The sequence below is a fragment of the Labrys okinawensis genome (assembly GCF_002982075.1).
Lineage (GTDB): Bacteria > Pseudomonadota > Alphaproteobacteria > Rhizobiales > Labraceae > Labrys > Labrys okinawensis_A.
The window spans coordinates 235007-255487 of sequence record NZ_PUEJ01000001.1; the positions used below are offsets into that span (position 1 = coordinate 235007).

Annotated in this window: 19 protein-coding genes; 3 read left to right on the top strand and 16 right to left on the bottom strand. The window is 65.9% G+C overall.

Annotated features, from left to right (window positions below; genetic code table 11):
- Positions 1–30: 30 nt before the first annotated feature.
- Positions 31–816, bottom strand: coding sequence for an FkbM family methyltransferase (locus C5L14_RS01120; RefSeq protein ID WP_181160959.1), 786 nt, complete (start codon positions 814–816; stop codon positions 31–33).
- A 268-nt stretch (positions 817–1084) separates the two neighbouring features.
- On the opposite strand from C5L14_RS01120, the gene C5L14_RS01125 reads away from it, so the two are divergent.
- The 3 genes from C5L14_RS01125 (at position 1085) to C5L14_RS01135 (ending at position 3724) form a co-directional block, all read left to right on the top strand.
- The gene (locus C5L14_RS01125; RefSeq protein ID WP_245443155.1) at positions 1085–2062 is read left to right on the top strand and encodes a UDP-glucuronic acid decarboxylase family protein; all 978 of its coding nucleotides are present in this window, start codon (positions 1085–1087) and stop codon (positions 2060–2062) included.
- Between the two features lie 112 nt (positions 2063–2174).
- Positions 2175–2822 carry a hypothetical protein gene (locus C5L14_RS01130; protein WP_105860193.1) on the top strand — a complete coding sequence of 216 codons (648 nt, stop codon included), beginning with the start codon at positions 2175–2177 and terminating at the stop codon, positions 2820–2822.
- A gap of 56 nt (positions 2823–2878) precedes the next feature.
- Positions 2879–3724 carry a hypothetical protein gene (locus C5L14_RS01135; RefSeq protein WP_105860194.1) on the top strand — a complete coding sequence of 282 codons (846 nt, stop codon included), beginning with the start codon at positions 2879–2881 and terminating at the stop codon, positions 3722–3724.
- A gap of 9 nt (positions 3725–3733) precedes the next feature.
- Here the strand turns inward: C5L14_RS01135 and C5L14_RS01140 are convergent, their stop codons facing one another.
- From C5L14_RS01140 to C5L14_RS01210, 15 genes are read right to left on the bottom strand one after another with little or no spacing between them, the layout of a single operon-like run.
- Positions 3734–4219, bottom strand: coding sequence for a hypothetical protein (locus C5L14_RS01140; RefSeq protein ID WP_105860195.1), 486 nt, complete (start codon positions 4217–4219; stop codon positions 3734–3736).
- A complete protein-coding gene (locus C5L14_RS01145; protein WP_105860196.1) occupies positions 4216–5070 on the bottom strand; it encodes a hypothetical protein in 855 nt (284 codons plus the stop codon). The genes C5L14_RS01140 and C5L14_RS01145 overlap by 4 nt, the downstream gene beginning before the upstream one ends.
- Positions 5048–6856: a carbamoyltransferase family protein gene (locus C5L14_RS01150; RefSeq protein ID WP_105860197.1), complete on the bottom strand. Its 1809-nt coding sequence runs from the start codon at positions 6854–6856 to the stop codon at positions 5048–5050. Before C5L14_RS01150 ends, C5L14_RS01145 begins: the two co-directional genes overlap by 23 nt.
- Positions 6857–6872: 16 nt before the next feature.
- Complete coding sequence (locus tag C5L14_RS01155) at positions 6873–7646, bottom strand: glycosyltransferase family 2 protein (protein ID WP_105860198.1); 774 nt, start codon at positions 7644–7646, stop codon at positions 6873–6875.
- A complete protein-coding gene (locus C5L14_RS01160) occupies positions 7639–8829 on the bottom strand; it encodes a glycosyltransferase (RefSeq protein ID WP_105860199.1) in 1191 nt (396 codons plus the stop codon). The genes C5L14_RS01155 and C5L14_RS01160 overlap by 8 nt, the downstream gene beginning before the upstream one ends.
- Positions 8826–9773: an exostosin domain-containing protein gene (locus C5L14_RS01165; RefSeq protein WP_105860200.1), complete on the bottom strand. Its 948-nt coding sequence runs from the start codon at positions 9771–9773 to the stop codon at positions 8826–8828. The genes C5L14_RS01160 and C5L14_RS01165 overlap by 4 nt, the downstream gene beginning before the upstream one ends.
- A 21-nt stretch (positions 9774–9794) precedes the next feature.
- A complete protein-coding gene (locus C5L14_RS01170) occupies positions 9795–11231 on the bottom strand; it encodes a hypothetical protein (RefSeq protein WP_105860201.1) in 1437 nt (478 codons plus the stop codon).
- A complete protein-coding gene (locus C5L14_RS01175; RefSeq protein WP_105860202.1) occupies positions 11231–12421 on the bottom strand; it encodes a glycosyltransferase family 4 protein in 1191 nt (396 codons plus the stop codon). The genes C5L14_RS01170 and C5L14_RS01175 overlap by 1 nt, the downstream gene beginning before the upstream one ends.
- 2 nt (positions 12422–12423) lie before the next feature.
- On the bottom strand, positions 12424–13701 hold the full coding sequence (locus C5L14_RS01180; RefSeq protein ID WP_245443223.1) for a glycosyltransferase: 1278 nt from the start codon (positions 13699–13701) through the stop codon (positions 12424–12426).
- Between the two features lie 2 nt (positions 13702–13703).
- A complete protein-coding gene (locus C5L14_RS01185; protein WP_105860204.1) occupies positions 13704–14966 on the bottom strand; it encodes a glycosyltransferase in 1263 nt (420 codons plus the stop codon).
- Positions 14963–16252, bottom strand: coding sequence for a glycosyltransferase family 4 protein (locus tag C5L14_RS01190; protein WP_105860205.1), 1290 nt, complete (start codon positions 16250–16252; stop codon positions 14963–14965). Before C5L14_RS01190 ends, C5L14_RS01185 begins: the two co-directional genes overlap by 4 nt.
- A complete protein-coding gene (locus tag C5L14_RS01195) occupies positions 16249–17289 on the bottom strand; it encodes a glycosyltransferase family 4 protein (protein ID WP_105860206.1) in 1041 nt (346 codons plus the stop codon). The genes C5L14_RS01190 and C5L14_RS01195 overlap by 4 nt, the downstream gene beginning before the upstream one ends.
- The gene (locus tag C5L14_RS01200) at positions 17286–18662 is read right to left on the bottom strand and encodes a glycosyltransferase (protein ID WP_105860207.1); all 1377 of its coding nucleotides are present in this window, start codon (positions 18660–18662) and stop codon (positions 17286–17288) included. The genes C5L14_RS01195 and C5L14_RS01200 overlap by 4 nt, the downstream gene beginning before the upstream one ends.
- A complete protein-coding gene (locus tag C5L14_RS01205; RefSeq protein ID WP_181160961.1) occupies positions 18659–19591 on the bottom strand; it encodes a glycosyltransferase family 2 protein in 933 nt (310 codons plus the stop codon). Before C5L14_RS01205 ends, C5L14_RS01200 begins: the two co-directional genes overlap by 4 nt.
- A 1-nt stretch (position 19592) precedes the next feature.
- On the bottom strand, positions 19593–20480 hold the full coding sequence (locus C5L14_RS01210) for a glycosyltransferase family 2 protein (RefSeq protein WP_245443225.1): 888 nt from the start codon (positions 20478–20480) through the stop codon (positions 19593–19595).
- Between the last annotated feature and the right edge of the window lies 1 nt (position 20481).

Sequence of the window (20481 nt, forward strand, 5' to 3'; positions counted from 1 at the left end):
CGCCTCAAGGCGGTTACCCCGGGAGAACGGCTAGAGCCTCGCCGGGTTCGGCGAGAACGTCGACGTGACCGGAGGAAGGGCAAAAAGCGCATTGGAGACGCAGAACAGATCGCCTTCGGTGACGATGTAGTCGTTATAGGATGCGATGAAGCGATAGCCATGCGGCCGCAGGAGCGAGTCGATCGAGATCAGGTCTCCCCCCATGGCATTCTCCTTGGGCTGCAAGTCGTTGAACTCCACATAGATGAACCTGATGGCCCGCCGTTCGAGCATGCCCCGGCCGCCTTCGAGAACGATGCGGTCGAAACCCTCGGTGTCGAGCTTGAGAACGTCGACCGTCTCGAAGCCGTTGCGCTCGCAATAGGCGTCGAGCGTCGTCGACTGCACGCTGATGCGGTCGGCTTCCTGCGGGTAGCGCAGCGCATATTGCGCCCGGTCGCTGAGACTGTTGATCTTCGAAGAGGGGTATTCGAACATGTCGACGGTGCCGTCCTGCACGCCCAGCGCCGCATTGACGCCGGCAAACCGCCGCTCCCCGCCGAGCCGCCGCATCAGAAAGGCGAATGTCTCCGGGTGCGGTTCGAAGCTGACGATTCGCGCCACTGGGAATTTGTGCAGGGCGAGGGCCGCCGTCTCGCCATCATTGGCTCCGACATCGAAAACGGTCGCGATGGGATAGTGCCAGGCTTCGGCGAGACGGCGAATGTCCGCCCAGGGATCGTGGCCGAATTTGGCTCCGGCCCTGATCAGGAGCAGCCCGTGCCGGGCCAGCATCCCCTTTACCAGCCTGGAGATTTGCGCGCGGAGAACGCCCATCGCCGTGTTGCACTCCAAGCTCGCCCGCTTTGACCGCCGGGCGGGCATGATCGATGACGGCTTATTACGGCATTTTCCCGGGCATGGCAGCCCCGTGCGCGCCATGGCAAGGTCGGTTCGGGGCGAAAGGGCGGAAGGGCAAGGCAGGCCCGGCGACGGCGCGTGGTTTGCCGCCGGATTTGACGACTCCCGAAAAATCGATAGTTTTCTTGGTCATGACAGTCTTGAAACACAGCGTCACGCTCGCCGGAGCAACAGGAATGCGGCTGTGACCGGCGTCTTGGTGGCGGGTGGCGCTGGATTTCTCGGCTCGCATCTGTGCGAGCGCCTATTGAGAGACAATAAAGAAGTTCTTTGCGTTGACAATTTCTTTACCGGCTCACGGCGCAACGTGGACCAACTTATCGGAAACCCCGCTTTTAAGCTGCTGAACCACGATATTACGACGCCTTTGCGCGTCGAAGCCGGCGAGATCTACAATCTGGCCTGCCCGGCTTCGCCGAAACACTACCAGTTCGATCCGGTCCAGACGACCAAGACGAATGTGCTGGGTGCCATCAATGTGCTGGATCTGGCGCGGCTCCTGAAGGTGAAGGTCCTGCAGGCCTCCACCTCCGAGGTCTATGGCGACCCGCATACCCATCCCCAGGCGGAGGATTATTGGGGGAACGTCAATCCAATCGGGGCGCGCTCCTGCTATGACGAGGGCAAGCGCTGTGCCGAAACCTTGTTCTTCGACTATATCCGGCAATATGACGTCCCGGCCAAAGTCGTGCGGATTTTCAACACCTACGGCCCGCGCATGCAGCCAGACGATGGGCGGGTGGTGTCGAATTTCATCGTCCAGGCGCTGTGCAACCAGGACATCACGATCTATGGGGATGGCGGGCAGACGCGCTCCTTCTGCTATGTCGACGACCTGATCGAAGCCCTGGTTCGCATGATGGCGACGCCGGCCGACATTCACGGGCCGGTCAATATCGGCAATCCCGTGGAGATCACCGTTCGTCACCTTGCCGAGCTGATCATCGAGCTGACGGGTTCGTCGTCCCGGCTCGAATTCCGGCCCTTGCCGACGGATGATCCGCGCCAGCGCCAGCCCGATATCGCCAAGGCGCGCGCGCTTCTGGGGTGGGGCCCGTCCATCGGCCTTCGCGACGGCCTCGCCAGGACCATCGCCTATTTCGAGGATCTGCTGAGATCGGACGAATATGGGGCGCTGCGCAGTCTGAGCCCGGCCCAATGAGGTCTCGCGGCCGCCCCCCGGGGTCGGCCGCGCTCTCAATGCGATTGTTGATCGGCGGGGCTTGGTCTAACTTGCGAGGCTAACCTGACGGGACTGGCGCCGGGAGAGGGGCATGAAATTTCTGCTCAAGGCATGGGGGCCGTTGCTTCTGACATTCGCCCTTGCTGTTTCGCCAATTCTGCTCGCACAGGCCCGCGCCCAGATCATCACCAACGGCGGCTTCGAAACGACGACGGGGTGGACTTACAGCGGAGGGTCTACGCGGACCCAAGAAGGCACGATATTTCTCAACCCGCCGGCACATAGCGGGAGTTTTTATGGCACGATTGCCACAGGCGGCGGCACGATTTCACAATCCATCACTATTCCGACCGCTGGTACCTATCAACTGAGCTTTTATCTCGCTCCGCAGATTTCTCTTTCTATTGGATTTTTGAATTTTAGTGTGCAGATAGGTGGAGTCACCTATAATTTGACTTATGGAGTTACGATTGTTGGTTTGGGTGGATATAATCTTTACACCCTTACAGTAAATTTACCTGCTGGTGTAACAAATCTCGTCTTCACCAACTTGCCGGGCTTGCTGACAGCGCCCCTGCGTCTGGACGACGTATCCCTCGTGCAGATCCCGGGGCCCGTGCCGGGTACGAGTACGATTTCCTATTTGGCGGTGGCGTTGCTGATCCTGATAATGGGACGAAAGAAAATGAGGGACTGGCTGCGGTGGTTCAGGAGCCTGTCAGCGGCGGGCGGTTCGTAATTGTGGCTTGTTAGCCGCGCTCCATTTCCAGGTCACGCGTCAGGGCAACAATCGAAATGCCGTCTCCGTCCATCGAGGTTTCACTGATCATTTTCGTGATCCTGATGGCGATCGGTATCGCTGGCTTCTTTGCCTCGTCGCGCCCCTATAATATTTTTGCCGAAAGCTGGCGGCAGGCAGGCATGACGATCATACGCCAGCCGGTTCTCTTCCTTGCGGCCTGGCTGATTTTCGCCGTTCAGGAACTGGTGCCGCCCATGTCCTTCCTGGTGGCGTGGCCCTCGGGTCTGGTCCAGGTCGGCCTGCTCATCGCCTTCCATGCCATGACGACCTATCTCCTGGCGCGCATTGCGCTGCGCCTGCACCGCGGCCTCATCCATGACGAATGGCGCCCTGTATTTCCCACCGGCGGGCGGGCGCGGCGCATGGGTTTCTATGTGCTCGTGTGCTGGGCCGTCATAGGCCTGCTCAAGCATCCGCCCTTGCCGGGCGCGCCCGTCGCGCACGAACAGCTGGTGCGGGGGGCGATCCTGCTCTCCTATGCGCTCGGCTTCATGGCAACAGCGGGCTTGGCCTTGGTGGGGCCTGCCGCGTCCCTCGACGAGCGTCGGCCGATCCGGACCTCCCTGAGAACGGCGCTGCGCGAACCGATCACCCTGTTGGTCATCATCATCGGCATCAGCCTGCAGATCGGCCTCGTGATGGAGGCAGCCAATCTGGCCCTCAGCCGCTATCCGCAAATCGGCGGTTTTCGCCTGTTGGCTGCGCCGGTCGTCTGGGCGTTCATGGCGCTCGTCCTGTTCATGTCGGAATTCGCGCTGGTGATATTCCTTACGCGCGTGTGGGAGGATCGCTATGAAGAGGACACACGCAACGCGGCGCACAACTTCAACTGGACCTGAGCGCAGAATTCAGGATTCGCTGAGCAGGGATGACCAGTCGGGGCCGCCGCCCCGGCATTTACGGGGCGAGAAGATGGCGAGGCCGATGGAGTCCCAGGGGTTCGACCGGTAAAGGCCGAGCATGACGCCGAGCTTGCGTTGCAGCCAGGGCCAGGCGATGTCTCGAAGATGCAGGCTGGGCACGGCCGCACCGCCATAGACCGTGATCACTTCTTCATCGGTCCCCGCCATGCCGGCAAGGATCTGCATGGCATCGCGATGGATCGTTTCCGTCAACACCGCTCGCATCGGTATGGCGCAATCGGACCGCGTGAAGGAGAGCTCCGGGCCGAGCAGGGTCCGGCGCTGGGTCGCGAGCGAAAAGCCGGCTTTGGCAAAAACCGATACGATCTGGGCTTCCGGGGCAGGCTGGAGGGGAAGGCGAGCCTGCCGGATAGCCAAGGCAAGGGACCATACCACCAGCGCCGCAGCCAGGATGTGGAACAGGCGGATCACGCGGAGGGCTGCATCTGCCGGGGCCTGGCCCGGTAATAAGCGAGGACGAGGATCAGAACGGCATAGAACGCTGCCAGGATATTCGCGCCCGTGCCTTCATGCCAGGTGAGATATCCATCCTTCGAGGCGCAGATCAGCACCAGGCGCAGCCAATTCAAGGCAAGGGTGGCGCCGGTGACGAGCAGAAATGCCGTGGAGTCGGAACGACGGAGCGGCCCCCCGAGACCGACGGCGATGATGGCGTAGGCCGTGAGGTTCTGGACCAGGGTGGTCGAGCTGGCACAGCCCCACATCACGTCGAAGCCGATCGCGTCGGCGGGACGGAGGATGTAGGTGCCGTGGCCCGATACATCCTGTCCCGCCGTCTGCAGCGCGGTTCGCACGATCGCGGCATCGAGCAGGCCGACGACGTTGTGAAGGACGAGAAAGGGCCAGCCCAGAAGCACGAATTGGGCAGTGAAGGCCAGCAGTGCGACGGACGAGGCGCGGCAGGACGGGCGTTTACGCAGGCGCCACGCCGCAAGAAGGGCGAGCGCCAGCGCGGCGGCGAGCGGCACCTGGCGCAGTACGAGGACGCAGAAAGCCATCGCCGCGAGGGTCAGGGCGGCCTCGCTCGCCTGGAAGGGAGCGTCGCGCCGCTCGCGTCCGATCAGGCGAACGATCATTGCGATCTCGATCACTTCGAGGACGGAGATCACATGGGGCAGGTCGCCGATCTGGCGCAAGGGCTGCTGGCCCAGCCGATAATACAGCCACTCCAGGCAGGCGAGGACGAGGCACCAGCCATACACGGCATGGCAGGAGATCGCGCGCGAGGGCGCCGCGGCTTCAGGGGCCGGGGAGGGGGCCATCGGCGGCGTGCTGGCTGTCGGGCATGGCGGCCGGCCCGGTGGTCTGCCGGCGCTGGATCAGCACCTGCCCGAGCACGAGAATGTCCATGCGCGTGCGCAGGAAGCAGTCGAGCGCCTCGCGCGGCGTGCAGACGATCGGTTCGTTCTCGTTGAAGGAGGTGTTGAGCACCATGGGCACGCCGGTCGACGTGAAAAAGGCGGAAATTAGGGCATGATAGGCTGGGTTGGCCTGCCGCTGCACCGTCTGCGGTCGCCCGGAGCCGTCCACATGAGTGATGGCGGGCACGAGGGCACGCTTGTCGGGCCGGACCGGCAGGACCTCGGTCATGAATGGCACCGCATCGATATCCTCGAACCAGTCGGCGGCATGCTCGGCGAGAATGGATGGCGCGAACGGCCGGAATGACTCACGCCGCTTTATCTTGTGGTTGAGAAGCTGCTTGATGTCCGCCCTACGGGGATCGCACAGGATGGAGCGGCTGCCGAGCGCGCGCGGCCCCCATTCCATGCGCCCCTCGAACCAGCCGATCACCTTGCCGGCGGCGATGGCGGTTGCCGTCACCTGGCAAAGCTCGGCTTCATCCTCAAAATGCCGGATGTCGCAGTCCATGGCGGCGAGCTTGACAGTTTCGGCTGCCAGAAGCCGATTGATCTCATCGGGACCATAGGCCGGACCCCAATAGGCGTGGTCCATCGGGGTTGAGCGGTGGCCCCGGAACTGGTGCCAGACAGCCAGGGCGGCACCGAGCGATCCGCCGGCGTCGCCGGCCGCAGGCTGCACATAGAGGTGCCGGAAGGCCGAAGTTCGTCTGATCTTGCCATTGGCCACTGAATTGAGGGCGCAGCCGCCGGCAAAAGCGAGGTTTGGCAGGCGATATTTGTCCCAGACGGCCTGCAGGATATGGTCGAGGACTTCCTCAAAGAGGGCCTGGGCCGACGATGCGATATCGTGATGGCGTTCGGTCAGTGCCTCATTCGGCGCTCTCGCGGGGCCGAGCAGTCCCTCCAATGCATCCGAGTAGAGCGGGGCGAAGACCGGGGCTCCGCCCTGCCAGTCGAACGCGATCTTCTCGCGATGGTGCCGGAAATAGCTGAGGTCGAGCGCGAACGTTCCCCAAGCCTCGAGCCTTACGAGGCGCCGCAGCCTGTCGAGGAAGACCGGCTTGCCATAGGGCGCCAGGCCCATGACCTTGTATTCGTCGCCATAGTGCGGAAAGCCGAGATATTGGGTGAGCGCCTGATAGAACAGGCCGATGGAATGGGGAAACAGCACCCGTTTTTCGACGGTGACCGCGCCGGCGTGCCCGCTGCCCCACGCCGTGGAGGAAAAGTCGCCGAAGCCGTCGAGGGAGAGGACGGCCGCTTCCTGGAAGGGGGAGGCGAAGAAGGCCGATGCCAGATGGGCCAGGTGATGCTCGACCCGGTGCACCGTGCCCTTGAAACGCTGCCCGGCAAAGGCGGCGGCGAGTTCATCGGCAATGGAGAGGCGCTTGCGGCGGTTGCGGAAGCGGTCGAGGACAAGAGAAAGATCGGGCCGGTGACGCAACAAATGAGCCAGGCGCTCGAGGCGATGCACCCTGGGATCGCTGTTGACGGCGACATGGTCGACATCCCCGAGCCCGATACCTGCCTCCCGCAGGCAATAGGCGACGGCCTGGCTGGGAAAGCCCGCCCAGTGCTTGATACGGCGAAAGCGCTCCTCCTCCGCGGCCGCAACGATCTGCCCGTCCCTGAGAAGGCAGGCGGCGGCATCGGCGTGGTAGGCGTTGAGGCCGAGGATGATCAAGCCGGAACCCTTCCTGTCATTTCGCCAGGCGCCGATCGATCAGGGCCAGCGCGATCAGGCATTCGGCGATCACGCGCTGCAGGGTGTAGTACCAACCCGCCCAGCCATCGAGGACGGCGCCTTTCCGAAACAAGGTATAGAAGAACACCAGGAGCGGTGCCGGCCATGCCTGCAGCCTGAGGCGGTCGACCCGGCTCAAGTCCTCCTTCGGGCTGGCGAGCAGGTGGTCCGCCTCGATCTGCGCATAGCGCTTCTGTGAATCGACCCATCTGAGAAGGGGCTTGCGGTCGTCGTGATAGAGGGGGGCCGCCAGGGTGCCGACCTCGCCCGCCACGGTGACGCGATGGCCATGGCCCTCGTCGCGGTAGCGCGCGGCCTGCCGGCGATAGAGCACCGTGCGGGGCGGATAGAGGGTTCCGCGCAGGGGCCTGCCATGGATGCGGTAGATGAAGGCCGCCGAATAGCCCTGCGCCGTCCCCTCACGGAGGGACTGGATTTCGCGGGCAAGATCCTCGCTCAATTCATAATCGGCGTCGAGCGAGAGCACCCAGGGCGTATCGACGAGGCCGAGCCCGAAATTGCACTGGCCGGCGAAGCTGTCGAAGGGGCGATGCACCACCTCGACATTGGCGTATCGGCCGGCAATCTCGAGCGTCTCGTCCGTACTGCCGCTGTCCACCAGCAGGATACGCGGCGCCCAGCCGAGCCGATCGAGGCAGCGCGCCAGGTTGGGAGCCTCGTTGAAGCTCAGGACCAGGACCGTCGTCCGCGGTGCGATCAAGTCAGACATGCACGGCTCTTTCGGCGGGAGCAGCTTCTCCCGCCTGGGCGAGGATGGCCTCCTGGTAGACATCGATCATGGCAGCCGCAATGCCGGGCCAGGAGAATTGCTCGCGAGCCGTCTTCTCGCCGGCCTGTCCCAGCCGGGCGGCAAAGTCAGCGTCTGCCAGGAGGGAGGAGAGCGCCGCGCCAAGCGCCGCAGGGGAGCCTTCGACGACAAGGCCGCAGCCGGCGTCGGCGACCACATCGGCAAGCCCCACTTCGGGGGTGACGACGACAGGGCGGGCGCAGGCCATCGCCTCCAAGACGGCGTTGCCGAAGTTCTCCGAATGGGAGGCCAGTGCGAAGGCGGCACAGTTGCGCAGCAGGTACCATTTCTCCTCGCCATGAACGGGGCCGACGAAGCGGATGCGGGCGTTAACCCCCAATGCTGCGGCGCGTGCCCTCAGCCGGGCGGTTTCGCCCTCGTCGTCATTGCCGGCGATGACGAGATCGGCATCGGCGACGACCTGCATGGCGTCGATCAAGCGCTCGATGCCCTTCTTCCAGCTGATCCGCCCCAGAAAGAGGACATAGGGCCGGGCATGATCCCGCGAGAGGAGACCGGCATTGACGGGCGGCGTGTCGATGCCATTGGGCACCAGGGCGAAAGCCCGGGCCGGCAATGCCAGTTTCTCGATGTCGAGGCGTTCGGATCGGCTGGTCACGTGAATGGCGGCGGCCCCGCCGAGGTTGGCGCGGTCGAAGGCCCGGATCCAGGCCGATTTCAGCAAGCGGCTTTTGCGCCGGATCAGCGGGCCAACCAGCATTCCCCTGGGCGCCAGCAGATAGGGAATGCCGTTTCGCCGTGCGAATCGTGCCGCAGCGGTGGTCGGCCACAGGAAGACGGAATGGAGATGCACGATATCGAAGGAGGCGATGTTCTGCGCCAGCTCGCGGCCCATCGCCGGGGAGCGATAGAGGCGACGTCCGAGCCCGGCCGGAAAATAGTGGACGTTCACGCCGTCGAGTTGCACCGGCCGATCGGTCGGGACCGGCAGGACACCGTTACCGTCGACATTGGTGGTGTAGACCTGAACGTCGCAGCCGCGGCCTGCCAAGGCGCGGCACAGGCCGTGGACGGCGTGAATAGGCCCGCCATAGCGCAGCGCCGGCAGATAGGTCGGCACCACGTGGAGGCAGCGCAGCCTCAAGGCGTCAGACCTGCGGTGGTGCGGATCCGCATCTTGACCCGATGTGCCAGCGAATAGCCTTCGCGCCAGCCCAGCGCCTTCCAGGCGCGGCCGGCCATCGCCCGGCCGCCGGCCTCGTGAGGAAGCGCAACCAGCGTGACGAGCAGGCGATCGAGGAAGATCTCCGGTGCGAAATGCGCCGCGAAGACCTGGCGCGCGCGTTCGCCCATGGAAGCGGCCTTCCCGCGAGCCTCCTCCAGGATTTGCGGTATGCGCATGATGTCCTTTTCGGCCACGAAGAGGCTGAACTCCCGCCAGTCGATATCAGGGGGCGGCAGCCAGGCATCGGCGATGATCACCGGTGCACAGCCGAGGGCCATCGCTTCGAAAAGGCGGATGCTGGAGGCGCCGAAGCCGCGGGGGCAAAGGGCGAATTGCGAGCGGAGCAGCAACTCGCGATAGGTCCTGCGATAGTCGAAATCGGCGAAACGAGCCGGCGCTGCCACCAGATCGAGGCACGGCGTATCCGGGCTGTCGAGAGCCAGGAGGCGCTCTCGTATCGGATGGGTACTGGCCCGGCCGAGAAAGGAGAAGAGATGGGCCGGTTCCTTCCGCGGCAGGAAGGCAGCAGCGGCGGGGTGGTCGGGGTCGGGCAGGTAGCTCCAGCTCCGCGCCCAGGGAAGGGCCTTGGTGAGGGATGGATAGGCCCCCGGCAATATGGCGTAGGGCCAGTCGGATTCCGAGAACAGGAAGTGCCGGGCCGTCGGGTGCTTCGTGACCTGTCGCCGCAATTGCAGCAGGTCCGCAAGGCCGATATAGCCGCTGTCGAGATGCAACACGATGTCGGGGGCCTCGTCGTCGGCGGCGATCCGGAAGGCCGAGGGTGGATGCAGCGCCGCCAGTCTGCGGGCTTTCGCGAGAGCGGGGTTTTCCCGCAAGGCCGTCAGGAGAACGCAGGGGCGCATGGGGTTGCGTCGATCATCTTGTCAGCGCCCGACCGGCCGGGTTTCCAGCCAGGAGCGCAGGCGTGGCGCCGCCAGCCGAACGAACAGGGCGGTGAGGAGGACCGAAACCATCACGCCGCCGACCAGTTTGGCCAGGCTGACTTCCAACAGGGCGGCCTGGGCCAGGATGGCGCAGGCCGAGGTAAAGCCGAGCAGCGGTCCGGCTCGCGGAGAATGCACCAGCCAGCGGTAGATGCGGCCATAGAGCCAGCCGAACAGCAGGATGACGGCCATCATCGGTAGGGGACCGAAATCGATATAGAGTTCGGCCATATAACCCAGGCTGATCGAGGTGCCGCGATAGGTGCCCGACAGGCCGCCCGTGTAGTAATTGGTGCGGCGGGTGTCGTCGACCTGGCTCTTGTCGGCAAACAGGATGCGCGGCATGAAGGGCCGGCTCGTCGCATCCAGGAGGAGCGCGCCCTTCTCATGGGGAATGGTCTGCGGCACGCGGGCGAGAACCACGGCGAACAATTCGACATAGGAGACGCGGTGGAGCATCTTCCCGGTCGCCTCCGATATCGAGGCGCCGTCCAGCCTGCCGAGGAGCTGGGCTATGGTGCCCAGCCGGTCGCCGAGGTCGAGCGTGACGGCCTGTGAGGCCGAGCCGCCGGAGGCCGCGTTGCGATAATCTTCCTTGATGGCCGTCCACAGGATCCCGCTGACGACGATCAGGCAGACCAGGATCGCTCCGCCGATGACGTGAAGCCCGCGCAGGCGCGTTCCGGCCATGGCCGTTGCAAACAGCGTGAAGAACATCACCGTCTTGAAATCGGAGAAATACCCGCCCGTGCTCATGGCCAGTTCGGCAAGAAAGGCACAGGAAAACAAGGGGTTGCCCAGCTGGTTTCGCACGAAGGATGCATAGGCGAACATCATGAAGAACGCCCATTTCAACCCGGCCAGAGCGAGGAGCGGCTGCGCCAGCCCGGGACTGAGCGCGGCGGCCTGGAGGGCGCCGACAGCGACGATCGAAGCCACGAGATACAGGGAAAACCAGGTGGCAAGCGGCCGGGCCAGTACCGCTTCCCGCGCCTGCCGGCTCGCGGCCCTGTCGGGCGGGCCGCTGCCGAGCCGCATGCCCAACGCCAGGAAGAGCAGGCCGGCCAGGGTCAGCAGGATCGCCGACTTGTTGTCCCCGCCATAGATCGTATAGGCGCCGACGTCGATGCCGAGCCAATTGGCATGAAAGGCCGATATCGATGCCTGCAGCCATTGATAGGCGAAAATGAACAGCCCGATCGGCGGCTCGCCAGGCCGCCACAGCAGGGCGACGCCGGCGACGAGAACGACCAGGCTGAAGGTGGTGAGCAGGGCGTTCTCGGCCGGCAGGTTCAGAATGGCGAGCAGCACCGCGCCGACGATCACGACCCCTGGCAACGGGGCCGACGAGCGCGGAGAGGTGGCTGACATCGGCATCAGGTCAGCACCTCTGATGTCCGGCGATGGTCGGCGGTTCTCTTTGAGCAAGAAGCCAAGCCAGCCTCGATGCCGTCGGCGGCCGCACCGACGCCATAGCGGCAAGCGAGCGCGGCAAGGGCGCTCCTCGTGGCAGTGCCCGTCGGCAAATCGGCGAGGGCCGCGGCGAGCGCCCCGACATTGCCGGTTTCGAAGATGCGACCGGTGTCACGGTCCGCGGCGAGGTCGGGAGCGCAGCCGCACTGGTCCGATACGATGACGGGTCGCCCGCAGGCCTGTGCCTCATTGGCCACGAGGCCCCAGGTTTCCTGCCCCGAGGAGGGCAGCGCCAGGCCATCGCAGGCCGCATAGACGGCCGGCATTTCGCTCTGGTTGCGAAAGCCGAGGAAATGCAGCCGCACCCCGAGCTGCGCAGCACGTGCCTGCACCGCCTCGCGCAGCGGGCCGTCGCCGGCAATCACCACCTCGATCTCGCGCCCCCCGGCACCGCACAGGGCGGCGGCCTCGATGAGGTCGAGGGGGTGCTTGCGCTCGACGAGTTTGCCCGCGAACGCGATGGCCAGGCTTGCCTCGCCGATGGACAGGCTGGCACGCAGGGCCTGGCGCGCCTGCGTCGTCGCCCGTGCGGCAAACCAGTCCGTGTCGACGCAATGCGGTGAAAAATGCAGCCGCTCCGGCGGATAGCCATAGTGGCGGTAATAGGCTCGGGAGTTCTGCCCGACATAGAGCGCGGCATCGAAGAAGCGCAGCAGGCGGGGATAGACTGCCCGCTTGGTCCAGGCCTTCAGCCGCCGGCGCGGTGTCAGCAGGTGGCTGTCCCCCCTCACCAGGACGGGCATGGCGAGGCGCCGGGCGGCGGCAATGGCCTGCAGATAGGATTTGAGCGCCCAGCCGCAGACGAGCAGGGCATCGAAACCACCCTCCCGCAACGCCTGGGCGATGGCCGGCGTGTCGCAGCCGAAGAAATTGTCCACGCCCGGATTCCTGGCCTTGTTGGCGAGGAAGCGGTTGGGATAGCCGGCGAGGAGGTCGATATCCCAGTCGAATGCAACCCCGAAGCCGGCATCGGCCTGCTGCCGGGGTGTGGGGCGGTGTGCGAAGAAGACTTCGAGATCCATGCGCCTCGCAAGTTCCCGGAAGATCGGCGCCTGGTACTGGATGGGATGGGAGGTAAGGATCGCCAGGCGCATGGTCAGCGCAGCCCATCGAAAATCGCGGCGTAGCTGCCGGCGATCGCCCTGGCCGAGAAGGGTTCCAGGTGATCCTGCCGGGGCTGACCGAGGCTGGCGGGGTCGAGGGCCAGGCGCTCCAATCCGGCGGCGATGTCCTGCGGCAGTCCGGCCAGGCCGTTCGCGTCGGTGAAGGAGAAATGGATGCCGCCGCCGGCTGCCGCCAAAAGGGCATGGGCGCTGGACAGGCGGTGAAACAGCGAAAGATAGGGGCGCTTTGTGAGCAAGGCGGGATAGATCTTGGACGCGGTGTAGTGGGCTTCGTCCGAGCCGACCAGCAGCAGGCCGTGCGACCTGGCCATCAGCCCCAGCGCTTCGGCATAGGCCAGGCGCCGAGGGATCTCGGCGACGAGATCGGCGACCCCTTCCGCTTCGGCGAGCGGAAGAATGGAGAACGTTTCGCTGTCATTGGCCTGGTTGCTGGTGCCGATGAAATGCAGACGAAGGCGCGCGGCAAGACCCGGCTGGCGTGCCCTCATTTCGGCAAGACCTTTGAAAAGGACCCGGAAAAGCCCGTGGGATCGCGGCAAGGCCGTGCCGACATAGCTCAGATTGATCATCGCCGGATCGAGCCGGCTCCGGCGGATGTCCGGCATGGCCCGAAGGAGGTCGAGATCGCCGGGATCCCCGCCGATGGGCAGCGCCGCCATGCGCGAAGCGTCGAGCCAGGAATGGCGCGCGGCCAATTCCTCGTTCTGGCGTGTTGAGACCGATGTCACGAAGCGGGCCTTGCGCAAAGCCGGCCCCTCCAGGCGAAGCGCGAGCTGGTGGGATAGCCCGGCCTTGCTCAATGGTTTTTGGTCTGCGCCCCAGGCCGATACCCAGGGGTCCTGGAAATCGAGCACCACCGGCACGCCGAATTTCGGCTCGATCCAGCGCGACATCAGCATGGGGTAGAAGGGCGATCCCGTGATCAGCACGGCGTCGATCCGCCTGGCCGAGAGCAGGTCGGCCGCTCGGCTGGAAAGGGCCGACCAGGCCCGCAGGCTGAGATCCCCGATGCCGAAACGGCGCGTCATGCGGGCATGCAGGGCGGGAACCCTGACGATCTCCAGCTCCGGCGAGACCAGGCTGCCGAGCAGGGGATCGGGGTCCTGCTCGTAGAAGCGGTCGTCCACGCAGAGGATGATGGGCGTCCAGCCCGCGGCCGGCAGATGATTGGCCAGATGCCGGGCCCGATGCACGCAGGCCAGGTTGGACGGCGGGAAATAGGGGGAGACGATCAGAACGGTGCGCGGCACGGTCAAGCCCGCCTCCGCGACGAACCGTCCAGGGATTGACGCACCAGATCGACCACGATCGTGCTTTCCCGCTTCCAATTATAGGTTTGCTGCGCGAGATCGAAGGCATTCGCACGCGCCTGCGCCAAGCGTGCCGGATCCTGCAGCAGGCTGTCGAGGCTCGCAGCCAGGCTCACGGCGTCCTCGGCGGTGAAAAGCGCGGTGGCAAGCGGATGCGAACCGGCGAATGCCTTTTGAGCCGGCGTATCGGAGAGAACCGCAGGGATCCCGGCCATGAGATAGGTGAACAGCTTGTTGGAGAGGGCGAACGCATTGTTGGGCGTGTGCCCCGGTTCGGCGCATAGGCCGAGATCATGGCTGGCGGCCAGGCGGACGAGCTCGCCGGGGAGCGCGGAGGGCAGGAAATGCAGGCGTTCCGGCACGCCCTCCTGTTGCGCGAGGCTTCGCAATTGGCCGGCATATTGCTCGCTTACATGGCCGCGCAGATAGAGATGAGGTCTGGCTGCGGCCTTCGCTATAGCCTTGATCGCGCATTCCAGGCCGCGATCGGGGCCGGTCACCTGCGAGAACCAGTAGAGCGAGGGACCCGGGGCCGCCGTGCCCCTGACGGTCGCGGCCTCCGGGGCCTGCGACAGCGGAAAGCTGTTCAGCACGACGTACGGGCGGGGCATTCCATAGGCCTGCGCATAGGCGCAAGCAATCTCGGGAGACGCGGCGGTGATATAGCGGCACCCTGGCAGGGCGGCCGCCTCCATGGCGCGCAGATGCGAGCGGTTCGCCTCGGCTGCCGGGCCCTCGCGCCATTCGCCGAGATGGAAATCCTCGGCGTCATAGGCATAACCCGCGCCGAAGCGCTGGGCCGCGGCCCTGGCCGCCGGCAGGGCCGGCGGATAATGGGCGATGTAGAGATCCGCCGTGATGCGGCTGGCCGCGGCCATCAGGGGAGGCGTGAACACGCTGAACGCCCGGGAACCGAAAAGGCGCCTGCCGCTCGCGGCGTGCGCCGCCCCCGCGAGTTCCTGGCCGAGCCGGCGTAGGCGCCAGCCCGCCCGCGAGCGCAGGTCGAGGCGCTCGATCCGGAACGGTGCCTCGCGCAGGATGGATTGGTCGCGCGGCTCCACGCCCTCCAGCATGCGGGTGGCGACAACGGTGACGGTAAAGCCCGCCTCGTGCAGGGCATGGGCCTCCTTGACCACGCGGGGATTGGATCCGAGCTGGCCCGGCGTGAGGATGCAGATATGCGCCCCTGGGCGGCGGCCCGTCATGTCCGCTCCATCTGCGGTGCGGAGGCACCCTGACCGGGGCTGCCCAGGCGCTGCCCGAGCCCGCCGGCCAGGGCGGCGCGATAGGCCGGCCATTGATGAAGGCGGGCCGCCTCGAGCGCGGCGGTGCGCATGGCCTGCAGGCGCTCCCGATTGTCGAGGCACCAGGCAAGGGTCTGGGTCAAAGCTTCTGTATCGGCCGAGGGAATGACCAGCCCGTTCTCGGGCGTGACGAGATCGGCCGCCCCTGCCATATCCGTGACGATCACCGGCAGGCCATGGGCCATCGCCTCGGCGACGACCATGCCGAAGCCGTCGGCAAGGCTTGGAAACACCAGGATATCGGCCTGTTCGAAGGCCCGGAACAGTTCAGCGCGTGGCCGGGCTCCATGAAAGCGGATCGCGTCATCCGCCGGGGCGAGAAGGTCGGCAGGCAGCCCGATCCAGCCATAGATGTCCAGCCTGGCATGGGCGGCGGCCGGCAATCGGCGCCAGGCTTCGAGCAGATAGGGCACACCCTTGCCCAGGGTGACGTTGCCCGCATAGACCACCCTTAAAGGGCCCGTTGCCTTACCGTCCGGAGGCTGGGCGCGATCGAGCACGGGGGGAGCGCCGAGTGGCACGACCAGCATTTTCGCCGGATCCGCGCCCCCGGCGATATGCGAGCGGGCGGTGAGGGCGGAATTGGTGACGATGAGATCGGCGAGCCCGATCTCCGCATCGCGCCGCGCCTGCCGTCGGGCAAAACGATCCGAAAAATAGGCGGCGTTGGCGTCGTCGAGCTGCTTCCACCGCGCCAGTTCGCGCCGGCGGATGCTCTCGAAGTGCCGGCTGCTGAGCGAGGGCAGGTGCAGGATCCGCGCCGCCCCCTCCTGAGCGGCGCGCTGGAAGCTCGCCAGCGCCGTATATTCGAAGGCATGGATGGCGTCCGCGCCGGGCACATGGCGGCTGGCGACGGCGGCATCGAAGCGGTGGCTCGTCAAGTCCCAGAGGCGATCGACGATCAGCGGTCCGGCACCGCCCCTGGCCGCGATGCTGCGCAGGATCTCCCAGGCCGGATAGGCCTGCACGAGGCTGTGCGGAACCGTCTCGATCGAACGGCGCAGCAATTGCTCCCTCAGCGCCGCCGCCTGGCTTGATGGCAGGGCGCGCAGCAGACGATCGCCCCAACCTTGCGCAGAGTAATGGAAACCGGTCACGAAGGTCTTCAGGCAGCCCTGTTCATGCAACGCCAGGGCGATTTGCTGGGCGTGCGGCATGGTGCCGGGATAGCTCAGCACCGATTTCATGCAGGAGCCCTCGGAGCCCGCCCTGCGATCATGGCCTCGTAGATCTCAAGATAGCGGTCGGTGACCGCATCCTCACTATAGAGTGTCTCGACCCGCTGCCGGCACGCGGCTCGCTCGATCATATCGAGCTTGGCGATGGCCGCCGCCATCGCCTCGACGGTGTCGACGACATAGCCGGTGCGGCCATGCTCGACCACTTCGGGAACGGCGCCGCGCCCGAAGCCGATGACCGGCGTGCCGCATGCCATCGCCTCGGCCATCACGATGCCGAACGGCTCTTCCCACAGGATCGGCATCAGCAGTGCGGCCGCACCGCCGAGCAGCTCGTCCTTTTGCCGGTCGTCGACTGGCCCGACATAGTCGATATCGCCGTCGCGCAGATGCGGAGCGACATGGGTCTCGAACCAGGCCCGATGTTCCCCGGCCAGATTGCCGGCGATGACCAGCCGCCGGCCGGCCAACCGCGCCGCCGTGATGGCCAGATGCGGTCCCTTGATTTCCTCCACGCGCCCCAGGAACACCAGTGGCGCGTCGTCCGGGACCTGCCTGCGGAAACTGTAGGTCTCGCTCGGCACGCCATTGGGAACGATGTGCCAGGTGCCGATATGCCTGACATGGCGCAGCATATGCTCGCTGATGGCCGAGAATTGCAGCGTGCCCCGCGATAGGCGCTGCGCCAGCCCGGTGGTGCGCGGGCTGATCTCGCGCTGGTAGGTCATCAGCTTGGGGATCGTGCGCGGCAGGAGCGGTGCCAGATAGGCCAATCGGGAGAAGCTGTGGATGATGTCGAAACGCTGGCCGGCGATCGCCCTTGCCAGTTCGCCGGCATTCCTGAGCGTATCGAAACGCGAAAGACTGCTCGCGCCGGGCCAGGCCCGTTTTGGCACCGGGCATTGCGAGGAAGGATGCGCGAACAGGGTCAATTCATGGCCGCGTGCCACGAGGCGGCGCGCCAGCATGTCGACCACGCGTTCGATGCCGCCATAGAATTGCGGCGGCACCGGCAGCTCGGGATCGCAGGTCAGGGCTATCCTCATGGCGCGAGCCGTATGAGCCGGTCTTCCGGGGTGAGGGCGGGCGGCAGCGATCGGTAGAGGCGGATCATGTCGTCTGCAACATCGGCCTGGCTGCGCAGATGGTCCCGGAATTTCGGCAGGGGGGCTTGGGATTTGCGAGCGACGAGCCGCGCGATTGCCTTGGCCCAGTCCGGCACGGCGCCCGGCCGGAGCAATTCGCCGGCATTCGTCCCCGCCAGGAGTTCGGCGATGCCGCCGAGATCCGATCCCAGCACGTAGAGGCCGGCTGCCTGCGCTTCCAGCACGACCAGCGGACCGGTTTCCAGCCAGAGCGAAGGCACGACAAGAACATCGTGCGCGGCCAGGGTCTCGGCGATCTCCGCATGAGGCCGCGGCGGGTGGAACCGGATGCGCGGATCGCCCGCGGCCAGGGCCCGCACTTCGGCCTCATAGCCATCGTCCTCAGCGGTGCCGATGGCGTGGATGGCGAGTTCGACGGGTGTTTCCGTCGGCAGGCTGCGGAGTGCGGCGACCGCGACATGAATGCCCTTGGCCCGATCCCATCGTCCGAGATAGAGGAGCCGCAGCCCGGTACCCTCGGATCTCTTTCGAGCTGACACCTGCTGGACCTCCGCCAGATAGGAGGCGGCAAGGCCGTGGCGGCTGAGCGCGAGTTTGTCGGGTGGTGCGCCATTGCGCGCCAGCGTGTCGGCAAGCCACCGGCAGACGGCGACAAGCTGGTCACTCAGCTCGAAGGCTTCGTCCAGCTCCTGCCCCTTCCCGATGGCGAGCGCCCTTGCCGAAAGCGCTGTGGCAAGGCGCGTGCGACCCTGCCAGGCCCTGGCGGCAAGGGCGCGGGGCAGCCGGCCGACCGCCCAGGCAGCAACGCGAGGTGCGCCGCGGCTCTCGGCCCAGCAGGCGCCGCAGCGGATCTCCTCGACAAGGCCGTCGCAAGGCGCCTCTCCAAAGCGCAGCAAGGTACCGCGCAGGCACACGGTTCCGGCGACGTGAAAGGTCAGGACGGTTCTCAGCCCCTGTGCGCGGGCGGCGCGCAGGTGGTCGAGACCGCATCCGGTCGTCCAGGAATGCTGGTGATAGATGGCGCGCGGGTTCTGCCTCAGCAGGGCTTCGAAACGATCGAACTGGCCATGTCTGCGCATCACCCCCGCCGGCTGTCTCGTCTCGGGCAGCTCGACCGGATAGGTCCACACCGTCGTGCCCAGGTGCTCGTAGCAGTCCGGTGCGCCCGGCGCCCGCGGCACGAGCACGGCGCATTTCAGGCCCCTGCGCGAGAGTTCCTGCACCAGCCCTTCCAGATAGACTTCCGTGCCGCCGAGATTGTAGGGAGGATACCAGCCGGTCGCCATGACGATATCGGCTGCCGTCTCGTTCATGGCCGTCCCATCATCGACAGCAGGCCATGCGCGGCGCGCAGCCCCAGCAGGCGGGCAAGCGGCGTCGCAATACGCGCATGCCGCGATTGGCGCAGACCGAGCATGCGGCCTGCGGCGCTCGCTTCGAAAAAGCCCTGGTCCCGGCAGCGCAGCAGCCCCCGCCCGGCATTGTCGTAGAGGTCGCACAACGTGGCGATGCGATCCGGAGTCAGGGTGCCGCGCTCGCGCCACAGCGCCTCGATCTGCCGCCCATTGCGGAGCACGTCGCGCCAGAACCGCACCGGCTCGCGCCGCGACAGGCTCTGTGCCGTGATCCGATAGCGGGCGCCAATATGGGGGCTGGGCACGAAACGTGCTCCGTGAAAGGCCGCATCGAACATGAAGCGAGCGTCCTGGATCACCGGCAGATCGGGGCGAAAGCCGCCGATCGCCTCGACCAGTCGGCGGCGATAGAGCAGGGCGCCGGTGGTGACCCAGACGTGGCTGGCGATCGCTCTTTCCGCGTCCTGGCGCAGCGCCGGCCAGTCGATGCCGCGGGCCTGCGAGGGCATGGCAGCGCCGTGCTCGTCCGTGCCGAATTCCTGATAGTCGCAGGCGACCACATCGGCTTCCCCGGCGACGGCAAGACGCCGAGCGATCGTGCCGGGTGTGAGCAGATCATCCGCATCCAGGAACAGCAGCCATTCCGAGAAGGTTTCGGCGATGCCGCGATTGCGCGCCGCCGAGACGCCGCGATTGGGACCCTCGATGACGCGATCGGCAGGCAGATAGCGCCGGGCGATCCCGGCCGAGCTGTCGCTCGAGCCGTCGTCGACGACGACGAGTTCGGCGAGGCCGGGCTGGCCGATGGCGCTTTCGAGCGTCTGCGCCAAGGTGCGGCCGGCATTGTAGCAGGGGATGACGACGGCGACGCCTGGCGGGGGCGGCATGTCAGCCCGCTCTTCCGCTGGAGGATGGCGCATGAGCGAGGAGAGGGGAGCGCGCTGCGTAGATCAGCGCCGCAGGAAGCGACACGCCCAGGGCCGCGGCCCTCGTCAGGTTCGTGCCGCCGCGCAGATAACCGGGCCGGCGCGTCTCGCTGACGATCACGCGCAACAAGGCGAGAAGCACATCCGGCCAGCCGCGCCCGGTCTTGCGGCGGAAATACGCCGTCTGCCGCATCAGGCGCGCGGCCGCTTCCATCAGCGAACGGGAATACCAGGTGCCGTTTTCCTGCCGGTCGTGGTGTTGAGCCTGCAGATCAGGATGACGGACGAGGCGCAGCCCCTGTTGCTTGAGGCGATGGGAGAATTCGGCGTCCTCGAAGTTACGGTCGAGCCGCTCGTCGAACCCGCCTGCCGCCAGGAAATCCCGCCTGTGCATGGCCAGTGCGCAGGTGGGCAGGAAAATCAAAGGGTCATCACCACGCCCGGCCAACGGCCCGCCATCCGCCCGGCCTATCACGCCCTGACCGGGCCAAACCGCGCCAAATACATCCAGGGGCATCTCGCGCATCAGCGAGAGCACACGCGGAATGTAGGATCTTTCAAGTTCCATGTCGTCATCGAGGAACAGCAGGATGTCGCAGGACGCTGCTTTTGCGCCGATATTCCGAGCCCTGGAGACATTGGCCTGAGCGAGGCTGATGAACCGCAGGCAAGCGAAATGCTCCGAAAAGCCCTGCAGCGTCGAAAGGTCGGCTCCCGGCGTCTGGTCGATGATGATTACATCGAGATCGCAGGCCTGGTCGATCACCGACAGTCTTGCGAGCAGGGTGGGCAGCCGCTCGACACGGCGGAAGGTCGGCACCACCACGGAGACGAGCGCCGGCCAGGACATC